Raw genomic sequence first — 21,295 nt, forward strand, 5'->3', positions numbered from 1 at the left:
TCAAATGGCAAAAGCTGAGGGGAATCATTCCCTCAGCTTTTTTTGTTAGTTCGTTGAATGTAATGACACGAGACGGTAAGTAACCTTTGTCACATTGTCTGTCAGCTCCAGCTTTTCAACGTGTGCTGTCCCTGTTTTTTCTCCGTCTTTCGTTTTACGCACCTCAAGCGGAATATTTAATGGATAAATGCGGTACCCTTCCTTCATGAGCTCAAATACATTTTCTTCAATTCTTGTCTCTTTTCCCTTCGTGACAATCATTGTATTAAATTCAACAGGCATTCCCATATTGAAAATCCCCCTACTTTCTAAATTTCGTTATACTGCTTATTTTACCACATTTCCGCTTTTCCGGCTGTGCATCCATGTCGTCAGCCTTCTGACAATTTCCCGATTATGCTGCGGTGGGAAATAATGGTTGTATCCGTGAAAATACCAAGTCTCCACTGACTTTCCGTGCTGGCGCAGCGCATCTTCTAATAAATACGCATGCTCAATCGATACATTCTGATCCTCTTCTCCGTGGATGATGAGAACAGGCGCTTCAATTTTGTCCACATCATTTAAAGGCGTTCTGTCCTCATAGGCCTCTGGCACCTTGTGCGGGGGACCGCCAATCACACGCTTCATCATTCTTCTCATATCCACACGCTCTTCGTAGGTGAGCTTCATATCACTGACGCCTCCCCATGTCACAAAGGAAGCCGCCTCTTGTTTCATTTCAACAGCGGTCCAAATGCCCATAATCCCTCCGCGCGAAAAACCAAAGATATGAATACGATCCTGCTTCACCTTTTTGTGGTGCTTTAACAATTGAAAGGCAGCAAAAGCATCTTTCCGGTCCTCACCGGCAAAATCTTCGTTCCCTTCGCCTCCCTGATTTCCTCGGTAAAAGGGAGCAAATACGACAAAGCCCTGCGCTGCAAATTGCACAATCCGGCCTGGTCTCACCATCCCCACATTTTTAATGCCGCCTCGTAAATACAAAAAGCCGTCATAGAAACCTTCTCCGGCCGGTTCAGCGAGCAGCCCTTTGATCCGAAGCCCATCTGCCTCATAGGTCACTGTAAATAAGTGAATATGCGGATGGGGGGACGGAAACCTTCTTTTTTCCACAATCACTTGATTTCTCTCCTTTTCATCTGTTCTTACGTCAAGTGCTTAAAATGATCGCTTCTGCGACGAGCTGGCCTGATTTTGTCACCATCGGCGTGCCGCCGCCTGGATGAGTTGTTCCTCCAACAAACCAAAGCCCTTCAATGTCCTTTGACTGATTATTGATTCGGAAGAACGCCTGCTTGAACGAGTTGGAAGACATGCCATAAATGGCGCCATGATATGCTCCTGTTTTCTGCTGCAGATCAAGCGGAGTTTGAACCGCTTCATATTCGGCAACCTCATCCATATCAAAGAGACCCTTTTCCTTTAATTTTGTTTTCAAATGCTGCCGATACGTCTCCTTTAGCATGCCCCAATCTTGCTCTTTTGTCACATAAGGCGCATTCGTCAGTACAAAAAGGTTGCTTCTTCCCTGTCCTCCGCTTAAAGCTGGTTCTGAATGACCTGAATAACATATGTAAAGCGTTGGATCCTGAGGCAGTTGTTTTTTCTGAAAAATATCTTTGAATTCTTGCTCATAATTCTCTGGGAAAAACACATTGTGATGGGACAGCTGTTCATAGACTTTAGGTACACCTAATAAGAGAACAAAGCCAGATAATGACGGTTCAATATTAGCCAGCTTTTGATTTAAAAAGCTTGGGCGGTCTTTTTCATCAATCAGATGGCGGTAAACAGTCAGCGCGTCCGCCCCTGCAATGACTTGATCTGCTTCATACATCTGCTGAGCCGTCTCTACTCCTTTGATTCGCCGGTCCTTCACATGAATCTTGTTGACTTGTTCATTGAGGTGAATCTGTACGCCTAATTCCTTTGCCAAAGTCTCAAATGCTTCAACTAAACGATATGTACCGCCCTTTATTCCATAAATCCCTTTCTCCCCTTCTAAATACGCCATCATATTAAAAATAGCCGGTGCCTCATAGGGAGAAGAGCCGATGTATGTAGCATACCGTCCAAACATCGCCAATGTATGCGGATGACGGAAATATTGACGCAGCAGGCGTTGAACGGTTGTAAACGGTTTGACAGAGAGAAGTGCTTTCATGAGCTTTACATCCGCCTTATCCTTCCACGTCAATAACAAACGATTTAAAAACTGCTCCTCAGCCTTTTGAAAAAGCATCTTTGATTCCTGTAAAAATGCACGGTATTGCTTCGCATCTTCAGGACTGAATGCTGCAATTTGAGATTCCATTTGCTCAAAATTGGGCGTAAATTCGACCGTATGTCCATCTGAAAAAACGTTTTTGGTCAGAGGAGAAATCGGATAAAATGTGACATAATCCTCCATCCGTCTATGACAGGAAGCAAACACTTCCTCAAAGTATGACTTCATTGTAATGGTACTCGGTCCTAGATCAAAAGAGTAGCCAGCTCCCTGATGGCGCTGCAATTTCCCGCCTAAAGCCGCTTCTTTTTCTAATATGGTGACCTGAACCCCGCGTGACTGTAAGCGGATCGCTGCTGATAATCCGCCAAGCCCGCCTCCAATGATGATCACTTTTTTCATTCGTACCTTCTCCCTTTCCATTCATACCCTTCTTTTTTCAGCCCGATTTTCATAGAAGCAAAGCCTATGGCGATCAAACTTAATATGCTGACCGGCAATAAAAAGGCCATTGCAGATGTTCTCCCGTTCTCGATATCAATTGCCGCTTTGATCGACACACCCAGCCCGTAGCAAAGAATGGCTATGCATATACTCAGCACATCTAGCTGCAGCAAAGCAATCATCACACAAATGACAGGAGCCAAATAAAGCATGGTGTATAAACAAAAGACGCTGCTTAACAAAGCAATGCTTCGATTGACACCTGGGAATAAATTTTTCCGGTAGCCTTTCCAAACCTCTTGTCCACTCTCATACATTCTCATATACACAAATGGATGAATGCTTGCAAGTGTGAACGGAAAGCCTTTTTCCTTCACTCGTCAAGCCAAGGCCATATCATCCACTAGCGAATTCTTAATCGCTTCATGCCCGCCGATGTCGTGATAGCAATTCTTTTCAATGGCAATAAAGCCTCCATGTGCTGCGGCAAAAGCGGGGTTCCTTGAATTCCTTACCCACTTCACTGGCAGATGACAGCCTATGATAAACATCATCATGGGAACCACAAGATGCTCAAAGAATGTACCTGTTTTTTGTTCTGGGAAGCCTGACAGCATGCCCGTATTTTGCGTGCATACCTGCTGATACACTGCTTCAATTGCCCCTCTTTTTAACCGGACATCCGCATCTAAAAATAGCAGCCAATCAGAAGCTGCTGCCTCAGCGAGCTGAGAACAGGCAAATGATTTACCTAGCCAGCCTTGCTTTAACGCTTGGCCTGACTGGACACGAATCCACGGATACGCTTCTGCAAAGCGCTCCACAATCGCTCTTGTCTGATCTGTCGAATGATCATCAAGAACAATGAGCTCTTTCGGATAAAGACGTTGATCAACGATCGACTGAAGACAGGCTTCTATCCGCTTCTCCTCATTTCTAGCCGGAATCAGTATCGATAACGAAATGGGTTCATCTGGCGAAAAAGAAGCGGGCTTTATCACGGGAAACTGCTTCATATTCCATATGGTGAACATAAACTGACAAAGCAGCAGCACACTGATCACGGTTAAGAAGAGCGCCATGTTTTCACCCACTTTTTAAAAGAATCAAACGCATCACTTGTTGACTGACTTGTCCTTGTCATCTGTTTAAATTCTTCGTTTAATGAAAGATTAGGATCAGCGATGACCTGCGCTTGATGTCGGTTTAACTGCGTTTCAAGCAGATCTCCAAGCATACGCGTCACGTCCTTGCTTCGTAGTGCCCCGCCAGATACTAAGGCATCTTCGCCGAACACAACAGAAACTGTCGGCTTTTGAAATTGATTAAATGTATACTGCAAGGTCACAGGCTTCACCACGACCTGCTCAAATTGCTTCACTAAAAAAGAAGCCCCTCCTTCCAGTTCAAGCGGCCGCATATCCTGATGCATAATTTTCCCCTGTGGAAAAAGCCATACAGCCCCGCCAGCCTGCATGTTCTCTCTTGCTGTCATCAATGCTTGTTTGACACTTTTCAGGTTCTCTTTATGAACCGGAAACGCTCCAAGCTTACGGAAAAAAGCATATTGCTTCAGCTGCTTCTCTTCCATCATCATGTAGTGATCAAGTTCAGACGCTTTTTCTGTTAAAAGAAAAATGATCAGTCCATCCCACCATGAGCTATGATTGGCGAGATAAAGAACAGGCAGCTTCTCCTTCGGGTCCACCGAGCCTTTCATCATCACACAGCGGAAATGCTTATGGAGTAAATACCGCTCAAGATAAAGTAAAAATATACGTCTAAACGATCGGCTTTTGTCGCTTTCTTTCAAATCGAACCCTTCCTTCACACAAAATGACAATGATCAGTGCTAAATAAAAAATGACATCGAGTCCGCCCTTTAATGCCAAAAGACCAAAAAAGAACACCATCGCCTGATAAATACGGCTCGTCCAGCTGAGTGCCTTTTGATCAATTGAAACAAGCGGGAAAAGAAATGAAAGTCCTGCTCCAATCATACCCCAGCTCATAAAATTCTCAAAAGGAATACCATAAAACCCACCGCCGTCATACCACACCCAAAACTTCCGCTCAGCTGCTACTGGATCTAATATGAGGTCAAGCAAGACAATCCATATCCCCGTTTCGACGGCTCGTCTCCACTTTGACTGCTGACTGGATAAAAAAAGGCTGTTTAAAAACACGCCAACCCATGCAAACGCAATGGTTAAGGGCACCCCTGCCACTAGAAAACCTAATGTCGGATAATAGTCATAGGCCCCGAATGGAAACCCCGTTGTGATACCTACCCACTCAACCGTAAATGTAAGCACCCCGACAATGGCTGCCCTTTTGATCACAAGCCCCCATGAGCCATAAATATGTCGCCCAATCTCTATGACGCAGCAGGCATACAGTACAAGAAAGATTCCGTTTGCAAACTGAAGCCACGCTGGCACTTCAAAAAAGACCATTAAGATAAGACCTACTAAATACCATCCAACAAATACCCAACTCACTTTATACACGAAACCGCTCCTTTATTTCTGCCAAATTCAAGAAAGCATTCATTCCCCTAGTATAGAAAAAAAGACGCGTTCTATAAATAAACAATGCGCTTCTTATTTTCATCTAGGCACTCACCAAAAATCCCTTTTCACATACTTTAATAGTGATCTAGAACAAAGGAGGCGAATTACTCTTGAATCGTTCCATCAAAGTCAGACTGGCATTCATCGTCGTGGTCCTGCTCTTTATTCCATTTGTCGCCTGTAAAAAAGAACAAGAGCAGACCGTACAAGTAGCCGAGGTGACCCATTCGGTCTTTTATGCTCCGCTATATGTCGCCTTATCAGAGGATTTCTTCAAAGAAGAAGGCTTGGAGGTTGAACTGAAAACCACTTGGGGCGGTGATAAAACGATGACAGCTCTCTTATCAGGCGGTGCTGATATCGCCCTGACCGGGTCTGAATCCTCTATCTATGTAGAGGCTCAAGACACAAAGGACTCTGTCATGAACTTTGCACAGCTGACACAAACAGACGGCACATTTCTTGTTTCAAGGGAGGAAATAAACCAATTCTCTTGGGATCAATTAAAAGGGAAAGACTTCTTAGGACAGCGGAAAGGCGGCATGCCGCAAATGGTCGGTGAATATGTCTTGAAAAAGGAAGGCATTGATTTAAAAAAGGATCTTCGCATGATTCAAAATATTGATTTTGCCAATATTTCAGGTGCGTTCTCCTCTGGAACTGGCGATTTTGTGCAGTTATTCGAACCGACCGCTTCCTTACTTGAAAAAGAAGGTAAAGGGTACATTACCGCCTCCTTTGGAGAAGCTTCTGGCAAAGTGCCATATACTACCTTCATGGCAAAGAAGAGTTACTTAGAGGAAAACAAAGAGACAGCTGAAGCCTTCACCCGAGCCATTTACAAAGCGCAGAAATGGGTAGAAGCCAAGCAGCCTGAGGAGATCGCAAAGGCCATTCAATCTCATTTTCCTGATACAGATCTTGATGTCTTATCAACTGCCATCAAACGCTACAAACAGCAAGATTCCTATGCAACAGATCCCCTTCTGAATGAAGAGGAATGGAACAAATTGCAGGAAATCATGAAGGAGAGCGGTGAATTGCCGGAATTTATCCCGTACAAACAACTTGTCGATTCATCCATTGCAAAGAAGGTCACAGATCACAAATAGAATAGGAGGTAGCACATGTCTTTCCTTCAAATTGACCATGTGACCCACACGTACTTCTCTTTAAAAGAAAAAACAACGGCTATACAGCACATCAATATGGAGATAGACCAAGGTGAATTCATCTCATTTATTGGTCCCAGCGGCTGCGGAAAAACCACCTTGCTGTCTATCATCGCAGGCATTACGCCGCCCTCTGAAGGTCGAATTTTAATCGAAGGAAAAGAACCAAATCAAAAGGAGCATCAAATCGGCTATATGCTCCAGCAAGATTATTTGTTTCCTTGGAAAACCATCAAGGAAAATGTGATTCTCGGGTTAAAAATTGCGAAACAAGATTCACATGAGGCCACCTCAGCTGCCCTTGATTTACTGCCAAAGTTTGGACTGCATGAAGTAGAGGAAAAATATCCGAAGGAGCTGTCTGGCGGAATGAGGCAGCGTGCGGCTCTCGCCCGAACGCTTGCAGTTGATCCCGGTCTGCTTTTACTAGATGAGCCATTTTCAGCGCTAGACTACCAAACCAAACTGACATTAGAAGATCTCGTCTTTCACACATTAAAAAACTATCAAAAAACAGCAGTCCTTGTGACACATGACATCGGCGAAGCCATTGCGATGAGTGACCGCATTTTCTTATTCTCAAAGCATCCAGGCTCTATCCAGCGAATCTTTACCGTACCAGACGATATAAGGGCTCTCTCTCCTTTCGAAGCGAGACAGACCCCGCGTTTCCAAGAGCTCTTTCAAACGATTTGGAAGGAGCTGAAAACAGTTGAAACACAGTGACCTTTTACATGAAGCCTATCGCAAAAAATACCGAATGGAAAAACGTATCACACGTATCTATCAGTTCATCATATTCGCCAGCTTCTTTTCGCTTTGGGAGCTTGCCAGTCATTTCAGGCTCATCGATCCGCTGATTTTCAGTTCACCATCTGCGGTCTGCCAATTATTTGTGCAAAAAATATCAGATGGTTCTTTAGTAAATCATATGAGTATTACGTTATTTGAAACGGTGCTCGGTTTTCTACTTGGTACCTTTTGCGGCATTTTGCTCGCTGCCGCCTTATGGTGGTCCACCCGATTAGCAAACGTTCTTGATCCTTATTTAGTCATTTTAAATGCCATGCCAAAAGTTGCCCTCGCCCCCATTTTAATTGTTGCCCTTGGTCCTGGCATGATCAGCATCGTCGCGATGGGTGCGATCATTAGTGTGATTATTACAACGATCGTCATTTACACTGCCTTTCAAGAGGTCGATGAGAATTATTTAAAGGTGATGAAAACCTTTGGCGCGAAAAAAGGCGTCGTCTTTCGTGAGGTCATGTTGCCAGCCAGTATTCCAACGATGATTTCTGCCATTAAAGTCAATGTCGGTCTTTCTTGGGTTGGGGTCATTGTAGGGGAATTTCTTGTATCCTCAAAAGGGCTCGGCTACATGATTATTTACGGCTTTCAAGTCTTCAACTTTACACTCGTGTTCTTAAGTCTTTTCATTATTGCTGTGTTTGCTACCATCATGTACCAGCTTGTGGAATGGCTCGAACGCCGTTTTCTCCAAAAATAAAAAAAGCACAGGGATGGTCTCCCTGCGCTTTTTTTAACGAATCAAACCGTTCTTTTCTAAATAAGCAAGACTTTGTCTTAGCACATCATCTTTCATAATAAAACTGAAATTCTTATTTTTTGCGATAGATCTTGGCAAGTCTGCGAAAAGAACAGGTCCTTTCGTTTCAAAATACGTGTCCTGCTTCACTAGCCTTTCAATATCAGCGAAATAAATATTCTTTACGATGACCTTTTCTCTGCCTAGCACCTGATATTGGCCAATATACGTTAATTCACGAACAACAGCACCCGTCTCTTCTTGAATCTCACGTATAGCGGCTTGGTCTGCTTCTTCATTTGGCTCAACTTTCCCTCCTGGAAACTCATAGCCCCGATCCTCATGTTCAGTGAGCAGCCATTTTCCCTGGTAGCGGCAGATGGCCCAAACATGCTTTGGATGACTTGAAAAAGGCTTCTCTTCAAAGGAGAGCTTGACCGTATTATGATAATAGTCTTTAAATACATGCATGTGAAATCCCTCATATCCTGTCCTTGCTTCTTGTAAAACATCATACCACAGATCACATTTCTCTGAAGAATTTTTATCAAAAGTGAAACAAACGAGTGGTTTCATCTCGTCTGTATTTAAAATGAGGTTATTGTTGCTAAAACCTTTTTATCATCTCCAACTTCATCCAATTTTAATCATGAAACCTTTTATCCCTTGATGACGTAAATCAATAAGGGTTTGTCCTATCACGACGAGGAGGAAAACAGCATGAGTATAACAAATGGGTCAAAACAAGAGAAAGATCAAGCGCTTCCGCTCAGGAAAAATGAGAAAGAAGACGCACCTCATGAGGTGATCAAGAAACACCTCATCAAAGGACAAAAGCTAGATTTAACAAAAGACAATCCAAATATCGACCAAATTCATATCGGGCTTGGCTGGGATCTGGCTGGCCAGCCAATTGATTTAGATACGCAAGTGTTTCTCTTAAATGAAGAGGACAAGCTGTTGTCTCCAAGCCATCTGATCTATTATCATCAGCAGCAAAGCTTAGACGGGGCTGTTCGTCATCTTGGTGATCATCAATTTGGCGGCGGGTATCGAGACAATGAAATGATCATTATGCAATTAAGCAGAGTCTCACCTGATATTCATAAAATCGTCGTAACAGCCACAATACATGATGCACACGAGCGCAAGCATCATTTTGGACAAGTGACCAACGCCTACGTGCATCTTACTGATCAAATCTCGCAACAAGAGATTTGTACCTTTCAATTAACAGAAGATTATTCGTATTGTACCTCCATCATTTGCGCTGAACTCATAAGAGATGAGGACGAATGGGAAATTATCGCGACTGGGCAAGGAACTACGTTAGATTTAAATGACTTATGCCGCATCTACGGATTCACATCTTGACGCAGGAAAGGAGCCGGCACCAATGGGATTTCATTTCAACACGATAGAAGAACTCACTTTACAAGCAGAAGGCAGCGGAATCTTTTTTGCGAAAAAAGGCGCAATGATTGCCGATCAAGGAACGTTTCAATACCGCAAACGACTACTCGGGACAAATAAAGGAAATATGGTCAGTCAAGTATTTAACCACATCAGCAGAAAATTGACAGGTGAAAACCTTGAGGTGATGGAAGTGAGTGGACAAGGTACTTGTTATTTAGCTGATTCCAGCGAGCACGTGACAGTGATTAATCTTGAGCCGAGCGGTCCTTGGCAGCATGTAAGTGTAGAAAGTGAAGATCTACTTGCCTTTACTGAGGAGTGTCATTACGGCGTGACACCAGTAGGCGTTGGTATTTTATCACAGAAAGGACTGTTTACATCAAAGCTCTCCTATCAAGGCCACGGAGCGCAGGTCGCCATTAAAACGAATGGAAACCCGCTCATTTTAAAAGCCCCCTGCCGTGTAGATCCTGACGCCATTGTCGCTTGGACAGGCAAAGCACCGAAGGTCAAATTAGATGTGAACTGGAAAACCTTCATTGGACAAACATCTGGTGAATCCTACTTATTTGAGTTTCAAGAACAAGACCAAATTGTCATTATCCAGCCATCTGAGCGCACATCTGGCTTACGGGTTGGTTTAGATGATAACCGCTACAAGCCTCAAAGCCAGAGCTCTTCTCATGATTTCACTAATTCACAGACATCACAGCAAGAGAATAAAGGCGGGCTTAGTGACCTGATCGGAGGCATCTTACAACCGCGAAAATAAAGCATGTAGAAAATCTCTACATGCTTTTTCAATTCATTAATCCATTTGTTTCAATAAAGTTCTTTGTCTCTTCATTCCCGAGCTCATAAATCATTGAGTAAATCTCTTGTCTTTTTCGATCCATTTCATCATTCGGACTGTCATAATGATATTCTAGAAACGGAACATGCGCTCGAAAGAAGCCTTTCCAATCTGTCATATACTGTTCATCGAAATAGTCTCTCAGCTGCAAAATTTGATCATCATCTGCTTCTATTTGAAATTGCCAAGCCGCCGCATCTCTATGCTGCGATATCGACCCATCCTGTACAGATACATAATATGTGTGTCTCGCCATCTGATTCATCCTTTTTCCTTTAGTATGACCAGATATGAAGAAATTACGGCTTTTTGCGTAATTTATTTTTCAACATGTCCAACACATCAATAAACAACTGTGGAATGGGAATTCCGAGGGCATTGGCTGTCGAGACGATTTGGTAAGATTCATAAATAATATAAAAGATGATCGCTAAATCCTTAATCATCCCATTTGTCTTCAGCATGACATCGAAGAAATGCGCCATCGATATTAAGGAGACCGTCACAATCTTTCGAACAAGCCGTGTAAAAAAACGTTTCATTGTGAGCTGCCCAGTCAAAGATTCTCTTAGGCTTGAACAAATTAATTCGATGGCCATGAGTGTCACTAATATCATCAGTAAATATCCTGCTCCACCAAACAGAAAGCCCATCGCTGACAAACTGACTGTAAACAACGAAAAGATGCCTAAATCCTTGCTCACATGGCATCAACATCCTTTCAAAGTGGAACTCCTTACCTCAATAGTATATGCCGGATCCTCGCAATAGCTTGGACGACAAAAAATAAAGGCGTCGTCTTTTAAATCAGACAGAGTGATGACAAGAAAAAAAGCCGCCTTGTGCGGCGGCTTCCATTCTTAGACTCTGACATCAATAAAGCGAGCGTCTGAATCCTTTGGCTGAACAGCTTGAGGCTGCTGCTGAACTTGATCCAGCATGACCATGGCTTGTGCTGTATTCGTAGCAAGCTGTGAATTCAACAAACTAATATTGAGTGTTCTTTGAATGCTCGCGACTTGCTGACTCATCATTCCTGCAATGGAAGACATCTTCTCCCCTCCCTTCTCTTTTCTCTTCGGCTGAAAGCCCTATGATTTCAATGGGCTGTCTGTCACAAATCCATCAAAAAAGAATGCCGATCTTATGATCGACATTCCTTTCACATTCGTATTATCCTAAAAATGCTTTAAGCATCCAGTTGTGTTTCTCAATAGATTGATGTATCGCAAGCAGCATATCACCTGTTGTTTCATCGCCAACTTCTCCAGCCAGCTCCATTCCTTGCTTTAATTCCTCTGCGATATTGGAGAAATCATCATATAGATTTTTCACCATTTGCTCCGCTGATTCATTGCCTTCAGCTTCTTGAATGCTAGAAATTTCTAAGCATTCTTTCATTGTCGCAACAGGCTGTCCATTTAACGCAAGCATACGCTCAGCCAAATCATCAATGTATGTCGCTGTTTCTGTATAAAGTTCCTCAAATTTCTCATGGAGTGTAAAGAAGTCTTTTCCCTTTACGTACCAATGATAGTTATGTAATTTCACGTAAAGCACAGTCCAATCAGCTACTTGTTTATTGACGACGTTTAATAATTTTTCAGACATGTTCATTCCTCCTTATGTAATTGCGTTTATAGTATGAGAATACCCTTTTCCTATTATACTGAAACCTACCATGAATTTCTTCTATTTTGACTGCATGAAATATATGTTAATATGGAAATAAGGAGGGAGTTAGATGCTGTTACTTGGGATTATCAGCTTTATCATTATCTCAATCGTTGTCTTTTTATCACTGTGGACAACATCGAAGGCTTATGAATATAAGCATAAAATCGATTCACCACAGGATGCTGAACCAAACCAACGTCCTAACCCTAAATAAATCGCACTTAATGATGTGAGGTTTCTGCTTCAGTAGATGAACTCTCTTTTTTCACATCACCTACGTGGATGTTCGTCTTCGGCATATTATGCTGCTGTTTAGCTGTCACATGGACTTGTATGATATAAAGGCCATCTTTTTTAAAGGCTGTATGCAATTCATATACACCTTTGTTCTCTTTCTTTGGCTGAATCATCTTGCTGTTATCTTTGTCACCATCTTTCCACACTTCAAATTGAACATCGTCTGCATCATCAACAGGGGTATCACCATATGTGACAGCTGCTTTTACTATAACGCTTTCATTTTTTTCCACTTGCTCAGGTCCTGTAATCTTCACTTCTAATAGCTCAGGCACCTCCCCTTTGCCGCTATTTGCTGCAGAGTTCCCACATGCACTTAGTAACATGAGCATCAAAATCATTCCCAACATTTTTCGCATCCCGAGTTTCCCCCTTCTTTTACTGACATGTCCATTTTAACAAATATCCCCTATTTTGACATCTCATAATCGAATTCAAAAAACCGGACATCAACATGTCCGGTTTATGATCTATTAACCAAATACTTTTAGGAGCTCTTCTTGATCTTGAGAAAGCCAGAAACGCATCAAACGTTTTGCCCCTTCAAGGTCATGAAGCTTCGCTTGGCCGCATTGCTCTTCGTTTGCAGCAGGAATCTCTGTTACCTCAACTGCATCCTTGAATGTTGCATCAAGAAGTTCAACGATCTCTTTTGGAGTAGGTGCACCACTGACCACTAAATAGTAGCCTGTCTGGCAGCCCATTGGAGAAATATCAATGATATCAAAATGATCGTATTTCTCTGAGTGTGTTCTAATGTTAAACGCAAGTAAATGCTCTAATGTATGAATCGTATCAGGTTTCATCGCCTGCTTGTTAGGCTGACAAAAACGAATATCAAATTTATTTACTTCCCCATCTGATCCCACTTTATGAACGCCGCAATGACGAACGTATGGCGCTTTTACAGCATTATGATCAAGTTCAAAGCTTTCAACTGAAGGCATAATCACCACTCCTATAATTGCAATTTCCTATATTATAACATATTTCTCCGACCAGCTTAGTTTATAAAACTTTCCTTCCTTGTCCTTTTTTCTTATACTGTGAAAGACAGACAAGGAGGAACCTCTATGAAACAAATTTTTATCGGCATCATACGCTTTTATCAAAAATGTATTTCCCCTCTTACACCGCCTAGCTGCCGGTTTTACCCAACATGCTCAAACTATGGGCTAGAGGCGATCAAAACGCATGGCGCTTTAAAAGGCGGCTGGCTCACCATCAAACGGATTTTAAAATGTCATCCGCTCCACCCTGGCGGCATCGATCCTGTCCCGCCGAAAAAGGAAAAATAACTTATTTTTCTTCATATCCGTTGACGACTAAGTCAAGCTTGCCTGTTCCAGGATCAATGACAAGACCGTGCACAGGCACATCTGATGGAAGAAGCGGGTGATTTTTTACAACGGACACACTGTCCTTCACGCTCTCTTCAACAGAACTAAAGCTTTTGAGCCACTGTTTAAAGTCGATTCCTGAGTATTCCAGTACTTCAATACGCTTTTCTGGAATACCACGCTCAATGGCTTTGTTTAAAAGTGTTTGACTGTCTATTTTGCTCATACCGCAATCATGGTGCCCAATGACATAAACCTCGTCAGCATTTAATTCGTAAACAGCCACTAAAATGCTTCGCATAATACTTCCAAATGGATGAGAAACAAGAGCACCAGCACTTTTAACGATCTTGATATCTCCATTTTTCATGTTCATTGCACGCGGAAGCAGCTCGACAAGTCTTGTATCCATACATGACAGAATGACAGCTTTTTTCTGTGGAAACTTCGTTGTTGTAAATTCTTCGTATTTCTTTTCTTCAATAAACTGTTGATTATATTCGATGATTTCATCTAAAAGTTTCATACGTTTGCCCATTCCTTTATCTTTTTTAAAAATAAATATAGCACAATGTGAGAAATTTCGTCACGTTTTGCAGCGCATTTTTTTAAAGGAAACATCTGCTGATGAAATTTTTTTATTTTCCTCTTTTCAAATCGTAATTATTACGATACAATAACTCAGGACATTAAATCGTAATCATTTCTATCTAATAGATTGAGAGGAGACATTTCTACATGAAAAAAATCTTTTATATTTTAACAGCTGCTTTATTTGCGATCGGTCTTGCCGCTTGTTCAAGCAGTACGGGGACAAATGCTTCAAAAGGAAAGGCAGACGGGAAACTAACCATTTACACCACGATCTTCCCGATCCAAGATTTCACTGAAAAAATTGGCGGTTCTCACGTTCATGCACAAAGTGTGTACCCTGCCAATGCAGATGCACACAGCTTTGAACCAAGTTCAAAAACGATGGTTGAAATGGCTGAAGGTGACGCCTTCATCTACAGCGGTACAGGAGCTGAAGCATTCGCTGACAAAACCGCTTCTACGTTAAAAGACCAAGGCGTGAAAACAGTCAAAGCAGCCGAAGGCATCAAATTGTTATCGACAAAAGAAGAGCATGCACATGAAGAAGGCGAAGACCATGATCACGACCATGAAAGTGAAGCTCATGACCATGATGAACACGACCATGGAGATAAAGATCCTCACGCATGGTTAGACCCAGTTTATGCACAGCAAATGGCGAAAAACATTAAGGACACTCTCGTTTCATTAGATCCAGATCATAAAGACGAATACACAAAAAACTATGAAAAACTAAAAAAGGATTTGCAATCGCTAGATCAAGAGTTCAACACAACGTTATCTAAAGCAAAACATAAAGAAATCCTTGTTTCTCACGCAGCTTACGGTTATTGGGAAAAGCGCTATGGCATTGAGCAAATCAGTGTATTAGGATTATCCGCTTCTGAAGAGCCTTCACAAAAGCAGCTCGAAAGCATTGTACAAAAAGCTGAAAAGCATCACATTCAATATGTGATTTTTGAAAACAACGTCAGCAGCAAAGTATCAGATACAATCCGCAGTGAAATTGGGGCAAAAAGCCTCACACTTAAAAATCTAGAATCTATTACTGAAGATGATGCCAAAAATGGCGAAAGCTACATCAGCTTAATGAAACAAAATCTAAAGACCTTAAAAACCGCTTTAAATGATTAATTACTAGAACCTCGGGTGATCATCCGGGGTTTTTTGCTGCAAAAAAGCACACCATTGTAGGTGTGCTTTTTATTACATTTGATATTTTTTCTTAAACAACTCGGCTCTTCCGCCTTTTTCTCCGAATTTTTGTCGTCCTGTATAAAAAGGATGCGTATCAGAGCTTGTTTCTACTTTAATCACAGGATACGTTTTCCCATCTTCCCATTCTACTGTCTCATTGGATGTCTTTGTCGATTTACTCAAGAAGCGGTAACCGCTGTTTACGTCCATAAATACAACTTCATGTGAGGTTGGATGAATATCTCTTTTCAATGTCAAAACTCCTTTCGTTATCAAAACGTAATGATTACGCTTTATATTTATATTTTACTCCCTCTTTTACAACTTGTCAAAAATCAAGCTTTCTTAGTCAGGAAGAATAATCTAAAAATGGTGGAGAATAATAACATCATGAAAAAGAGAAGCGATAAGAAAGGCGGAGAAAAAATTGACTGATCTCGTTTTAGCTAGAAGCCTGTTCGGCACAACCATGGGCTTTCATATTATTTATGCCTCGCTTGGCGTCGGCATCCCGCTAATGATTTTGTTAGCTGAACTCATCTTCCAAAAAACGAAGGATCCTCACTATGCTGTCATGGCCAAACGGTGGACGAAAGCGCAGGCTGTCTTGTTAGGTGTCGCCATTCCAACAGGCACGATTGCTGGTACCCAGCTCGCTCTTCTATGGCCAGGTTTTATGGAGGTCATCGGAAAGGTCATGTCACTGCCATTTCAGATTGAAATTTATGCGTTCTTTATTGAAGCATTATTTATGTCTATTTATGTGTACGCAGCGGATCGCCTATCACCTGCTATGCGCATCATTACCGTTATTTTTGTCGTGATTGGCGCAGCCGCTTCAGCGATTCTGATCACAAACGTACATGCGTTTGAAGGAACACCTGCTGGCTTTCAAATGGTCAATGGAGAGATTACAAATATCGAGCCTTGGAAGGCCTTTTTCAATCCAAGCTTTGTGGTGACTGCGACACATGTCGTGCTGTCTGCTTTTACAACAGGTGCTTTTGTAATTGCTTCGGTGGCCGCTTTTAAAATGCTCAAAACAAGAAAGAATGAGAAACTCTATACTTTTCATCGAAAAGCCCTTTTTCTTGGACTTATTGTAGGAGGCCTTTTCTCATTTCTTACGGCCTTAAATGGTCATGAGTCTGCTCAGCTTCTGTATAAATATCAGCCTGAAAAGTTAGCCGGTGCTGAAGGTTTATTTGAAACACAATCACATGCGCCTCTTGCAATAGGTGGTTTTACTGATGCCGATTCACAGGAAATTAAAGGAGCAATTGAAATCCCTTGGGCGCTTAGTTTTCTGGCAGGAAATAGCTTTGATACGGTGGTCAAAGGCTTAAATGATTTCCCTCGTGACGAGTGGCCGCCTTTATTTATTCACACATTATTTAACGGCATGGTTATCATTGGCTCAGTCCTCATTTTGTTTGCAGTGTTAGCACTGCTTTACCGTAAAATTTTAAAACGCGAACATTATCCGAAGTGGCTCCTTTTTCTTTACTTATTCGGCGGGCCCCTTAGTCTTTTGGCCATTGAGTTCGGCTGGATCTTTGCATGTACAGGCCGTCAGCCATGGGTCATTTATCGAATGCTCAAAACCTCAGAGGTCGTCACATCATCCGGTTCAATCGGTACGCTCTTTATCCTTTTTGCCATTGTCTATCTCATCTTAGGCATAGCAACCGTTATTGTACTGACGTACTACTTTAGAAAACATTCGATTGAAGAAGACCTACGGTTAACAGAATCTTAAAAAGGAGCGATCTAGATGCAAATGGATGTTACAACTGATGCGCTCATTGCAATCACCATCTTATGGGGATTCGTTTTTATCTATGCAGTGATGGCATCAATGGATTTCGGCGCAGGATTTTGGTCGATGATTTATATGAATAGAGAACAAACAAAGGCCGCTAATATTGCAAATAAATATCTTTCTCCAACATGGGAAGTGACAAACGTCTTCATTGTGGCGATTGTTGTCGCATTGTTTAGCTTGTTTCCAGGTGCGACCTTTGTACTTGGTACCGTTTTATTAATACCCGGCAGCATCATATTGTTACTTCTTGCACTGCGAAGCGGGTTTCTCGTGTTTTCTCATTCACTCCCTAAAAAATACCGAAAAGCGGTTACTTACATTTCAGGGATAAGCGGCTTTATCATTCCGTCCATCCTGATCATGGTTCTTCCGATTACTCATGGTGGATTTATCTTTCAGGAGAACAACGTCTACTCATTAGATCTTGGACTGGTCTTTACGAGTGCAAATGTCTATTCTTTTGTCGGCTTTGCCATTTTCAGCACCCTTTTTCTTTCGTCTTTGCTTTTAGCTGATTTCTCGAATGTGGCTGATGAAGATGAAGCTTACAGCATTTATAGAAGAGGGGCTCTCATTACGGGTCCGCTTTCACTCTTGATGGCCTTTTTTATCATGCTGACATTAAGAAGCGAGGCCAATTGGCTGTTCACAAAAATGATGCAGAACATTCCTATTCTTCTTGTATCACTCCTGATGTTTTTGCTAGCAGGACTGGCTCTATTTTTACCAAACAGCCGGTTTAAGCAGCGGAAAGGCCGGCCCCGTTTAGCTGTCATTGCGATTACCATTCAATATTTTTTAGCAAGCTACGTGTACGGACGTGCCCATTTGCCTTATATGGCCTATCCAGATATTACAATCATGTCTGGATTTACAGACCCTGTCACATTTAGAGCATTGTTTATCACCTATATAGTAGGTTTTATCATCTTATTCCCTGGGTTCTATTTCTTCTGGAAATTGTTTATGAAGGATAAGCGCTATATTCGTCAGGAAGATTAACATGAATGGACGAGGTTCATTTCGGTTACATTATAGAAGAAAGACATACTCAAAAGGAGGTCATCTGTATGAGTCAAAAAATCCTTTGTGAAGTCAATAACTGTTCCTATTGGAATGCTGGAAACCGCTGTGGGGCAGATGCAATCTATGTCGTCAGCCACACAGGAAATACGGCTGAAAAAAGTGAAGAAACGGATTGTAAAACGTTTAAACCACAAGATCTTTAAGTCTCATTAAAGGAGGCGCTTCACATTGAAACACGATCGGCTGCTTCAAACGTTTTTTGACGAAATTCATGACGCGGACGAAGCCGCATTTTATCAGGCTGCTCACTCCTTTTTAAACCTTTGGGATTATGAATATGGCCATGCAGCAGACATGCCCAATGAAATGAATCACTATATCGGACAGCTTGCTTACGACAGCGAGCTTGTAGAAGAGTAAGAAAGAGCGGATCACCGCTCTTTCTTTCTTGATGAGACAGGAAGGAAAAACTTTCTCTCACTATACATAGATTTTATTGGATGTGCAAAAGGTGATTCACTCGTTTTCACATCACAAAATCATGTTTTGTAAACACGTCAATTTTATCTGAAAAAGAACGAAGCGCTTGATAATCCACTTCTACGCCCATTCCTGGGGAACAAGGTACCTCAATAAAACCATTCTCAACCTTGATTTCAGGAAAAATGATATCTTGCTCCCAATATTTTGATGAAGCTGAAATATCACCTGGGATTGTAAATTGAGGAAGGGAAGCAAGTGCCACGTTCTGCGCGCGGGAAATGCCTGTTTCAATCATCCCTCCGCACCATAATGGAATTTGATGCTCCTTACTGAATGTATGGATTTTAAGGGCTTCTGTCAGCCCCCCAACTCGTGAAGGCTTCACATTAATAATTTGACAGCTGCCAAGCTCTACAGCTTTTCTAGCATCATCTAAAGAACAAATACTTTCATCCAAACATATCGGTGTTTTTAAATGCTTTTGCAAATGGCGATGATCCACGATATCATCTGCAGCTAATGGTTGTTCAATCATTAATAAACGAAAGTCATCGAGCTGCTTGAGCTTGCTAATATCCTTTAATTCATAAGCAGAGTTTGCATCCGCCATTAATGGAAGGTTAGGGAAAGACTCTCTAATTTTTTTAAGAAGTCCAATATCCTGTCCCGGCTTAATTTTCACCTTCACACGCTGATAGCCTTGGTCAACATATTGCTGAATTTGCTTCAGCATGTCGTCAATGGGTCCTAACCCCGCCACAACACCAGAAGGTATTCTCTCTTTGGTGCCGCCTAATACATCGCGTAACGACTTATTCTCACGCTTCGCATAAATATCCCAAACAGCCGCTTCGATTCCCGCTTTCGCCATCCTATTACCTTTAAATTGGTACAGGCTGTCTGGTATTTCTGAAGGGTGTGTAAAGGTGCGTGTCAGTACATTCGGTATAAAGAAAGCTCTCAGCATATGATAGCAAGTCTCAATGGTTTCTTCTGTATACCATGGAGAAGAAAAGGCTGACACCTCTCCCCATCCAGTCAATCCTGTTTGATCTTTTACCTCGACAATAATAAACTCACGCTCTGAGATGGTTCCAAGACTTGTTGTAAATGGCTGCTTGAGCTTCATCGTGACATGATATAAAATCACTCGTTCAATTTGAATCATCTAAAAACCCCTTTGATTTGAGTCTGTGCCTCTGCAATTTATTCGACGCATTTCTTGGCAGCTCGTCCACAAAGTGAAAAGCGGCGGGCCATTTATATTTTGCTAAATGCGACTCACATAAAGCATAGAGCTCATTCTCCGGTATCTTATGGTCTGTGACAAGAAAGGCAGCCGGTACCTCTCCCCATCTATCATCATACATACCCGTCACTCCGGCTTCTTTTACATGCGGATGTGTTAACAGAACCGCTTCAATTTCAGCAGGATAAATATTCTCACCGCCAGAAATAATTAAATCTGAACGGCGGTCAAGCACAAATAAGAACCCTTCCTCATCCACATAGCCAATATCACCCGTTTTCAGCCAGCCTTGATCAAAGGCAGCTGTGGTTGCTTCTTCACGGTAAAGGTACCCTTTCATGACATTTGCCCCTTTCACCATAATTTCGCCATGCTCAAAAGGACGACAAGTGCGTGTACCATCTTGAATTTTCAGCTCACACCCAAAAAGGGGTTTTCCCGCTGATCCAAGCTTCTCTACACTAAATTCAGGCGCAAGGGTCACAATTTGTGAACAGGTTTCCGTCATACCGTACGATTGAAACACAGGGAAGCCTTTCTCTTTGCTTTCTTGAAGTATCGCAAAAGGCGCAGGTCCTCCGCCTAATAAAAGACAGCGCAAAGAAGACGGGCATTCTTCCAGTCTGCTTAATAAACGGGATAACATCGTTTGAACAACAGATATCATCGTCACACGATGCTGTTCAATAGAATCCTTTACTTCATCGACATCAAACTTCTCATGAAGTACGACAGTCATCCCATAGATCACAGACTTAAATAAAGCGGATAACCCGCTAATATGAAAAAGAGGCAGTGCAATAAGCCAGCGGTCATCCTCTCTGATGCCCATATTTAGTGCAGAGGAAATGGCACTATGAAAATGATTGCCAAACGTTTGCTCCACGCCTTTTGGGCGTCCTGTTGTGCCAGATGTATACATGATGGTCGCTGTTTCATTCAAATCAAATTCGCTCTCGATTTTCTTTTCATTATCTTGACCTGCTTCAGGTAAAGTCTCCATTGTATAAACGGGGAGATCACCTTTATGATCACTGGCATAAACAGGTTCAGTTAATAAAGCGGCTGCTTTTGCATCTTCAAGCTGATAGCGCCTCTCAGCTTTTGTTAACTTATTGTTCAATAGCACGATTTTTAATCCTAATGAAAAACAAGCATGAACAAGCATCACCATTTGAGGCTGATTGTTCATCAAAAGCCCAACCGTTTCCCCTTTTTTCAATGATGCATCTGCAAGTCTATTAGAAAGCTCATTTACTTCATCAGCTAAATCGCGAAATGTCCACTTTTTATCCTGATAAATGAGCGCGACTCTTTCTGGCGTTAAATAAGCACGGTACAGCAGCCAATTAGGTTGCTTCATCATGACACCT

At 42.0% G+C, this 21,295-nt stretch carries 30 protein-coding genes; 12 read left to right on the forward strand and 18 right to left on the reverse strand.

The window, feature by feature from the left end; all coding sequences use genetic code 11:
* Positions 1–45: 45 nt before the first annotated feature.
* The 7 genes from C6347_RS17930 to C6347_RS17955 are packed head-to-tail and all read right to left on the reverse strand — an operon-like array spanning position 46 to position 5,184.
* The gene (locus C6347_RS17930; protein ID WP_003217584.1) at positions 46–288 is read right to left on the reverse strand and encodes a DUF2584 domain-containing protein; all 243 of its coding nucleotides are present in this window, start codon (positions 286–288) and stop codon (positions 46–48) included.
* A 39-nt stretch (positions 289–327) separates the two neighbouring features.
* On the reverse strand, positions 328–1,122 hold the full coding sequence (locus C6347_RS17935) for an alpha/beta hydrolase family protein (RefSeq protein WP_060597060.1): 795 nt from the start codon (positions 1,120–1,122) through the stop codon (positions 328–330).
* Positions 1,123–1,153: 31 nt separating this feature from the next.
* Entirely contained in the window at positions 1,154–2,632 is a 1,479-nt protein-coding gene (locus tag C6347_RS17940; protein WP_106031924.1) for a phytoene desaturase family protein, read from the reverse strand.
* On the reverse strand, positions 2,629–3,051 hold the full coding sequence (locus tag C6347_RS19525) for a hypothetical protein (protein ID WP_258182086.1): 423 nt from the start codon (positions 3,049–3,051) through the stop codon (positions 2,629–2,631). Before C6347_RS19525 ends, C6347_RS17940 begins: the two co-directional genes overlap by 4 nt.
* Before the next feature lie 3 nt (positions 3,052–3,054).
* Complete coding sequence (locus C6347_RS19530; RefSeq protein ID WP_258182087.1) at positions 3,055–3,756, reverse strand: glycosyltransferase family 2 protein; 702 nt, start codon at positions 3,754–3,756, stop codon at positions 3,055–3,057.
* On the reverse strand, positions 3,741–4,487 hold the full coding sequence (locus C6347_RS17950; RefSeq protein WP_106071949.1) for a lysophospholipid acyltransferase family protein: 747 nt from the start codon (positions 4,485–4,487) through the stop codon (positions 3,741–3,743). The genes C6347_RS19530 and C6347_RS17950 overlap by 16 nt, the downstream gene beginning before the upstream one ends.
* A complete protein-coding gene (locus C6347_RS17955) occupies positions 4,456–5,184 on the reverse strand; it encodes a carotenoid biosynthesis protein (RefSeq protein WP_060597064.1) in 729 nt (242 codons plus the stop codon). Before C6347_RS17955 ends, C6347_RS17950 begins: the two co-directional genes overlap by 32 nt.
* A gap of 173 nt (positions 5,185–5,357) precedes the next feature.
* Here C6347_RS17955 and C6347_RS17960 point away from each other — a divergent pair, with 173 nt between their 5' ends.
* The 3 genes from C6347_RS17960 to C6347_RS17970 are packed head-to-tail and all read left to right on the forward strand — an operon-like array spanning position 5,358 to position 7,926.
* Complete coding sequence (locus tag C6347_RS17960; protein ID WP_060597065.1) at positions 5,358–6,359, forward strand: ABC transporter substrate-binding protein; 1,002 nt, start codon at positions 5,358–5,360, stop codon at positions 6,357–6,359.
* Between the two features lie 15 nt (positions 6,360–6,374).
* Complete coding sequence (locus C6347_RS17965) at positions 6,375–7,145, forward strand: ABC transporter ATP-binding protein (RefSeq protein WP_034665342.1); 771 nt, start codon at positions 6,375–6,377, stop codon at positions 7,143–7,145.
* Between the two features lie 34 nt (positions 7,146–7,179).
* Positions 7,180–7,926, forward strand: a complete 747-nt coding sequence (locus tag C6347_RS17970; RefSeq protein WP_370876318.1) for an ABC transporter permease — start codon at positions 7,180–7,182, stop codon at positions 7,924–7,926.
* 33 nt (positions 7,927–7,959) lie between these two features.
* Here the strand turns inward: C6347_RS17970 and ytkD are convergent, their stop codons facing one another.
* Positions 7,960–8,436 (reverse strand): RNA deprotection pyrophosphohydrolase, encoded by a 477-nt coding sequence (gene ytkD, locus C6347_RS17975; RefSeq protein ID WP_034665337.1) that lies wholly within the window; start codon positions 8,434–8,436, stop codon positions 7,960–7,962.
* A gap of 249 nt (positions 8,437–8,685) precedes the next feature.
* Here ytkD and C6347_RS17980 point away from each other — a divergent pair, with 249 nt between their 5' ends.
* Both C6347_RS17980 and C6347_RS17985 read left to right on the forward strand, forming a co-directional pair.
* On the forward strand, positions 8,686–9,339 hold the full coding sequence (locus tag C6347_RS17980) for a TerD family protein (protein WP_060597067.1): 654 nt from the start codon (positions 8,686–8,688) through the stop codon (positions 9,337–9,339).
* 22 nt (positions 9,340–9,361) lie between these two features.
* Entirely contained in the window at positions 9,362–10,153 is a 792-nt protein-coding gene (locus C6347_RS17985; RefSeq protein WP_034665541.1) for an AIM24 family protein, read from the forward strand.
* A 28-nt stretch (positions 10,154–10,181) separates the two neighbouring features.
* On the opposite strand, the gene C6347_RS17990 is transcribed toward C6347_RS17985, so the two are convergent.
* The 4 genes from C6347_RS17990 to C6347_RS18005 form a co-directional block, all read right to left on the reverse strand.
* Positions 10,182–10,490, reverse strand: coding sequence for a hypothetical protein (locus C6347_RS17990; protein ID WP_034665329.1), 309 nt, complete (start codon positions 10,488–10,490; stop codon positions 10,182–10,184).
* 43 nt (positions 10,491–10,533) lie between these two features.
* Complete coding sequence (locus C6347_RS17995) at positions 10,534–10,938, reverse strand: phage holin family protein (RefSeq protein ID WP_060597096.1); 405 nt, start codon at positions 10,936–10,938, stop codon at positions 10,534–10,536.
* 156 nt (positions 10,939–11,094) lie between these two features.
* Positions 11,095–11,286: a hypothetical protein gene (locus tag C6347_RS18000; protein ID WP_034665322.1), complete on the reverse strand. Its 192-nt coding sequence runs from the start codon at positions 11,284–11,286 to the stop codon at positions 11,095–11,097.
* 121 nt (positions 11,287–11,407) lie between these two features.
* On the reverse strand, positions 11,408–11,845 hold the full coding sequence (locus tag C6347_RS18005; RefSeq protein WP_003217576.1) for a Dps family protein: 438 nt from the start codon (positions 11,843–11,845) through the stop codon (positions 11,408–11,410).
* Positions 11,846–11,978: 133 nt separating this feature from the next.
* Between C6347_RS18005 and ytzI the strand changes: the two genes are divergently transcribed.
* Complete coding sequence (gene ytzI, locus C6347_RS18010; protein ID WP_034665318.1) at positions 11,979–12,125, forward strand: YtzI protein; 147 nt, start codon at positions 11,979–11,981, stop codon at positions 12,123–12,125.
* 7 nt (positions 12,126–12,132) lie between these two features.
* On the opposite strand, the gene C6347_RS18015 is transcribed toward ytzI, so the two are convergent.
* Together C6347_RS18015 and C6347_RS18020 are read right to left on the reverse strand one after the other, a co-directional pair.
* Complete coding sequence (locus tag C6347_RS18015) at positions 12,133–12,567, reverse strand: FixH family protein (RefSeq protein ID WP_060597098.1); 435 nt, start codon at positions 12,565–12,567, stop codon at positions 12,133–12,135.
* A gap of 114 nt (positions 12,568–12,681) precedes the next feature.
* Positions 12,682–13,155: an S-ribosylhomocysteine lyase gene (locus C6347_RS18020; RefSeq protein ID WP_003217624.1), complete on the reverse strand. Its 474-nt coding sequence runs from the start codon at positions 13,153–13,155 to the stop codon at positions 12,682–12,684.
* Positions 13,156–13,281: 126 nt separating this feature from the next.
* Here C6347_RS18020 and yidD point away from each other — a divergent pair, with 126 nt between their 5' ends.
* On the forward strand, positions 13,282–13,506 hold the full coding sequence (gene yidD, locus C6347_RS18025; RefSeq protein ID WP_003217666.1) for a membrane protein insertion efficiency factor YidD: 225 nt from the start codon (positions 13,282–13,284) through the stop codon (positions 13,504–13,506).
* 1 nt (position 13,507) lies between these two features.
* On the opposite strand, the gene C6347_RS18030 is transcribed toward yidD, so the two are convergent.
* Positions 13,508–14,074, reverse strand: a complete 567-nt coding sequence (locus C6347_RS18030; RefSeq protein ID WP_034665310.1) for a beta-class carbonic anhydrase — start codon at positions 14,072–14,074, stop codon at positions 13,508–13,510.
* 212 nt (positions 14,075–14,286) lie between these two features.
* On the opposite strand from C6347_RS18030, the gene C6347_RS18035 reads away from it, so the two are divergent.
* On the forward strand, positions 14,287–15,276 hold the full coding sequence (locus tag C6347_RS18035) for a metal ABC transporter substrate-binding protein (RefSeq protein WP_106036998.1): 990 nt from the start codon (positions 14,287–14,289) through the stop codon (positions 15,274–15,276).
* A 72-nt stretch (positions 15,277–15,348) separates the two neighbouring features.
* Here the strand turns inward: C6347_RS18035 and C6347_RS18040 are convergent, their stop codons facing one another.
* Positions 15,349–15,591, reverse strand: coding sequence for a type B 50S ribosomal protein L31 (locus C6347_RS18040; RefSeq protein WP_034665302.1), 243 nt, complete (start codon positions 15,589–15,591; stop codon positions 15,349–15,351).
* 175 nt (positions 15,592–15,766) lie between these two features.
* Here C6347_RS18040 and C6347_RS18050 point away from each other — a divergent pair, with 175 nt between their 5' ends.
* From C6347_RS18050 to C6347_RS18065, 4 genes are all read left to right on the forward strand, one after another.
* A complete protein-coding gene (locus C6347_RS18050) occupies positions 15,767–17,098 on the forward strand; it encodes a cytochrome ubiquinol oxidase subunit I (RefSeq protein WP_066030510.1) in 1,332 nt (443 codons plus the stop codon).
* A 21-nt stretch (positions 17,099–17,119) separates the two neighbouring features.
* On the forward strand, positions 17,120–18,166 hold the full coding sequence (locus C6347_RS18055) for a cytochrome d ubiquinol oxidase subunit II (RefSeq protein ID WP_181185487.1): 1,047 nt from the start codon (positions 17,120–17,122) through the stop codon (positions 18,164–18,166).
* 68 nt (positions 18,167–18,234) lie between these two features.
* Positions 18,235–18,393 carry a DUF1540 domain-containing protein gene (locus C6347_RS18060; RefSeq protein WP_008360682.1) on the forward strand — a complete coding sequence of 53 codons (159 nt, stop codon included), beginning with the start codon at positions 18,235–18,237 and terminating at the stop codon, positions 18,391–18,393.
* 25 nt (positions 18,394–18,418) lie between these two features.
* The gene (locus C6347_RS18065; RefSeq protein WP_034665287.1) at positions 18,419–18,610 is read left to right on the forward strand and encodes a hypothetical protein; all 192 of its coding nucleotides are present in this window, start codon (positions 18,419–18,421) and stop codon (positions 18,608–18,610) included.
* Between the two features lie 106 nt (positions 18,611–18,716).
* On the opposite strand, the gene menC is transcribed toward C6347_RS18065, so the two are convergent.
* Positions 18,717–19,841, reverse strand: a complete 1,125-nt coding sequence (gene menC / locus C6347_RS18070; protein ID WP_106071950.1) for an o-succinylbenzoate synthase — start codon at positions 19,839–19,841, stop codon at positions 18,717–18,719.
* A complete protein-coding gene (locus C6347_RS18075) occupies positions 19,828–21,288 on the reverse strand; it encodes an o-succinylbenzoate--CoA ligase (RefSeq protein WP_106071951.1) in 1,461 nt (486 codons plus the stop codon). Before C6347_RS18075 ends, menC begins: the two co-directional genes overlap by 14 nt.
* Between the last annotated feature and the right edge of the window lie 7 nt (positions 21,289–21,295).

It is taken from the genome of Bacillus sp. NMTD17, assembly GCF_002998735.1.
GTDB lineage: Bacteria > Bacillota > Bacilli > Bacillales > Bacillaceae > Bacillus.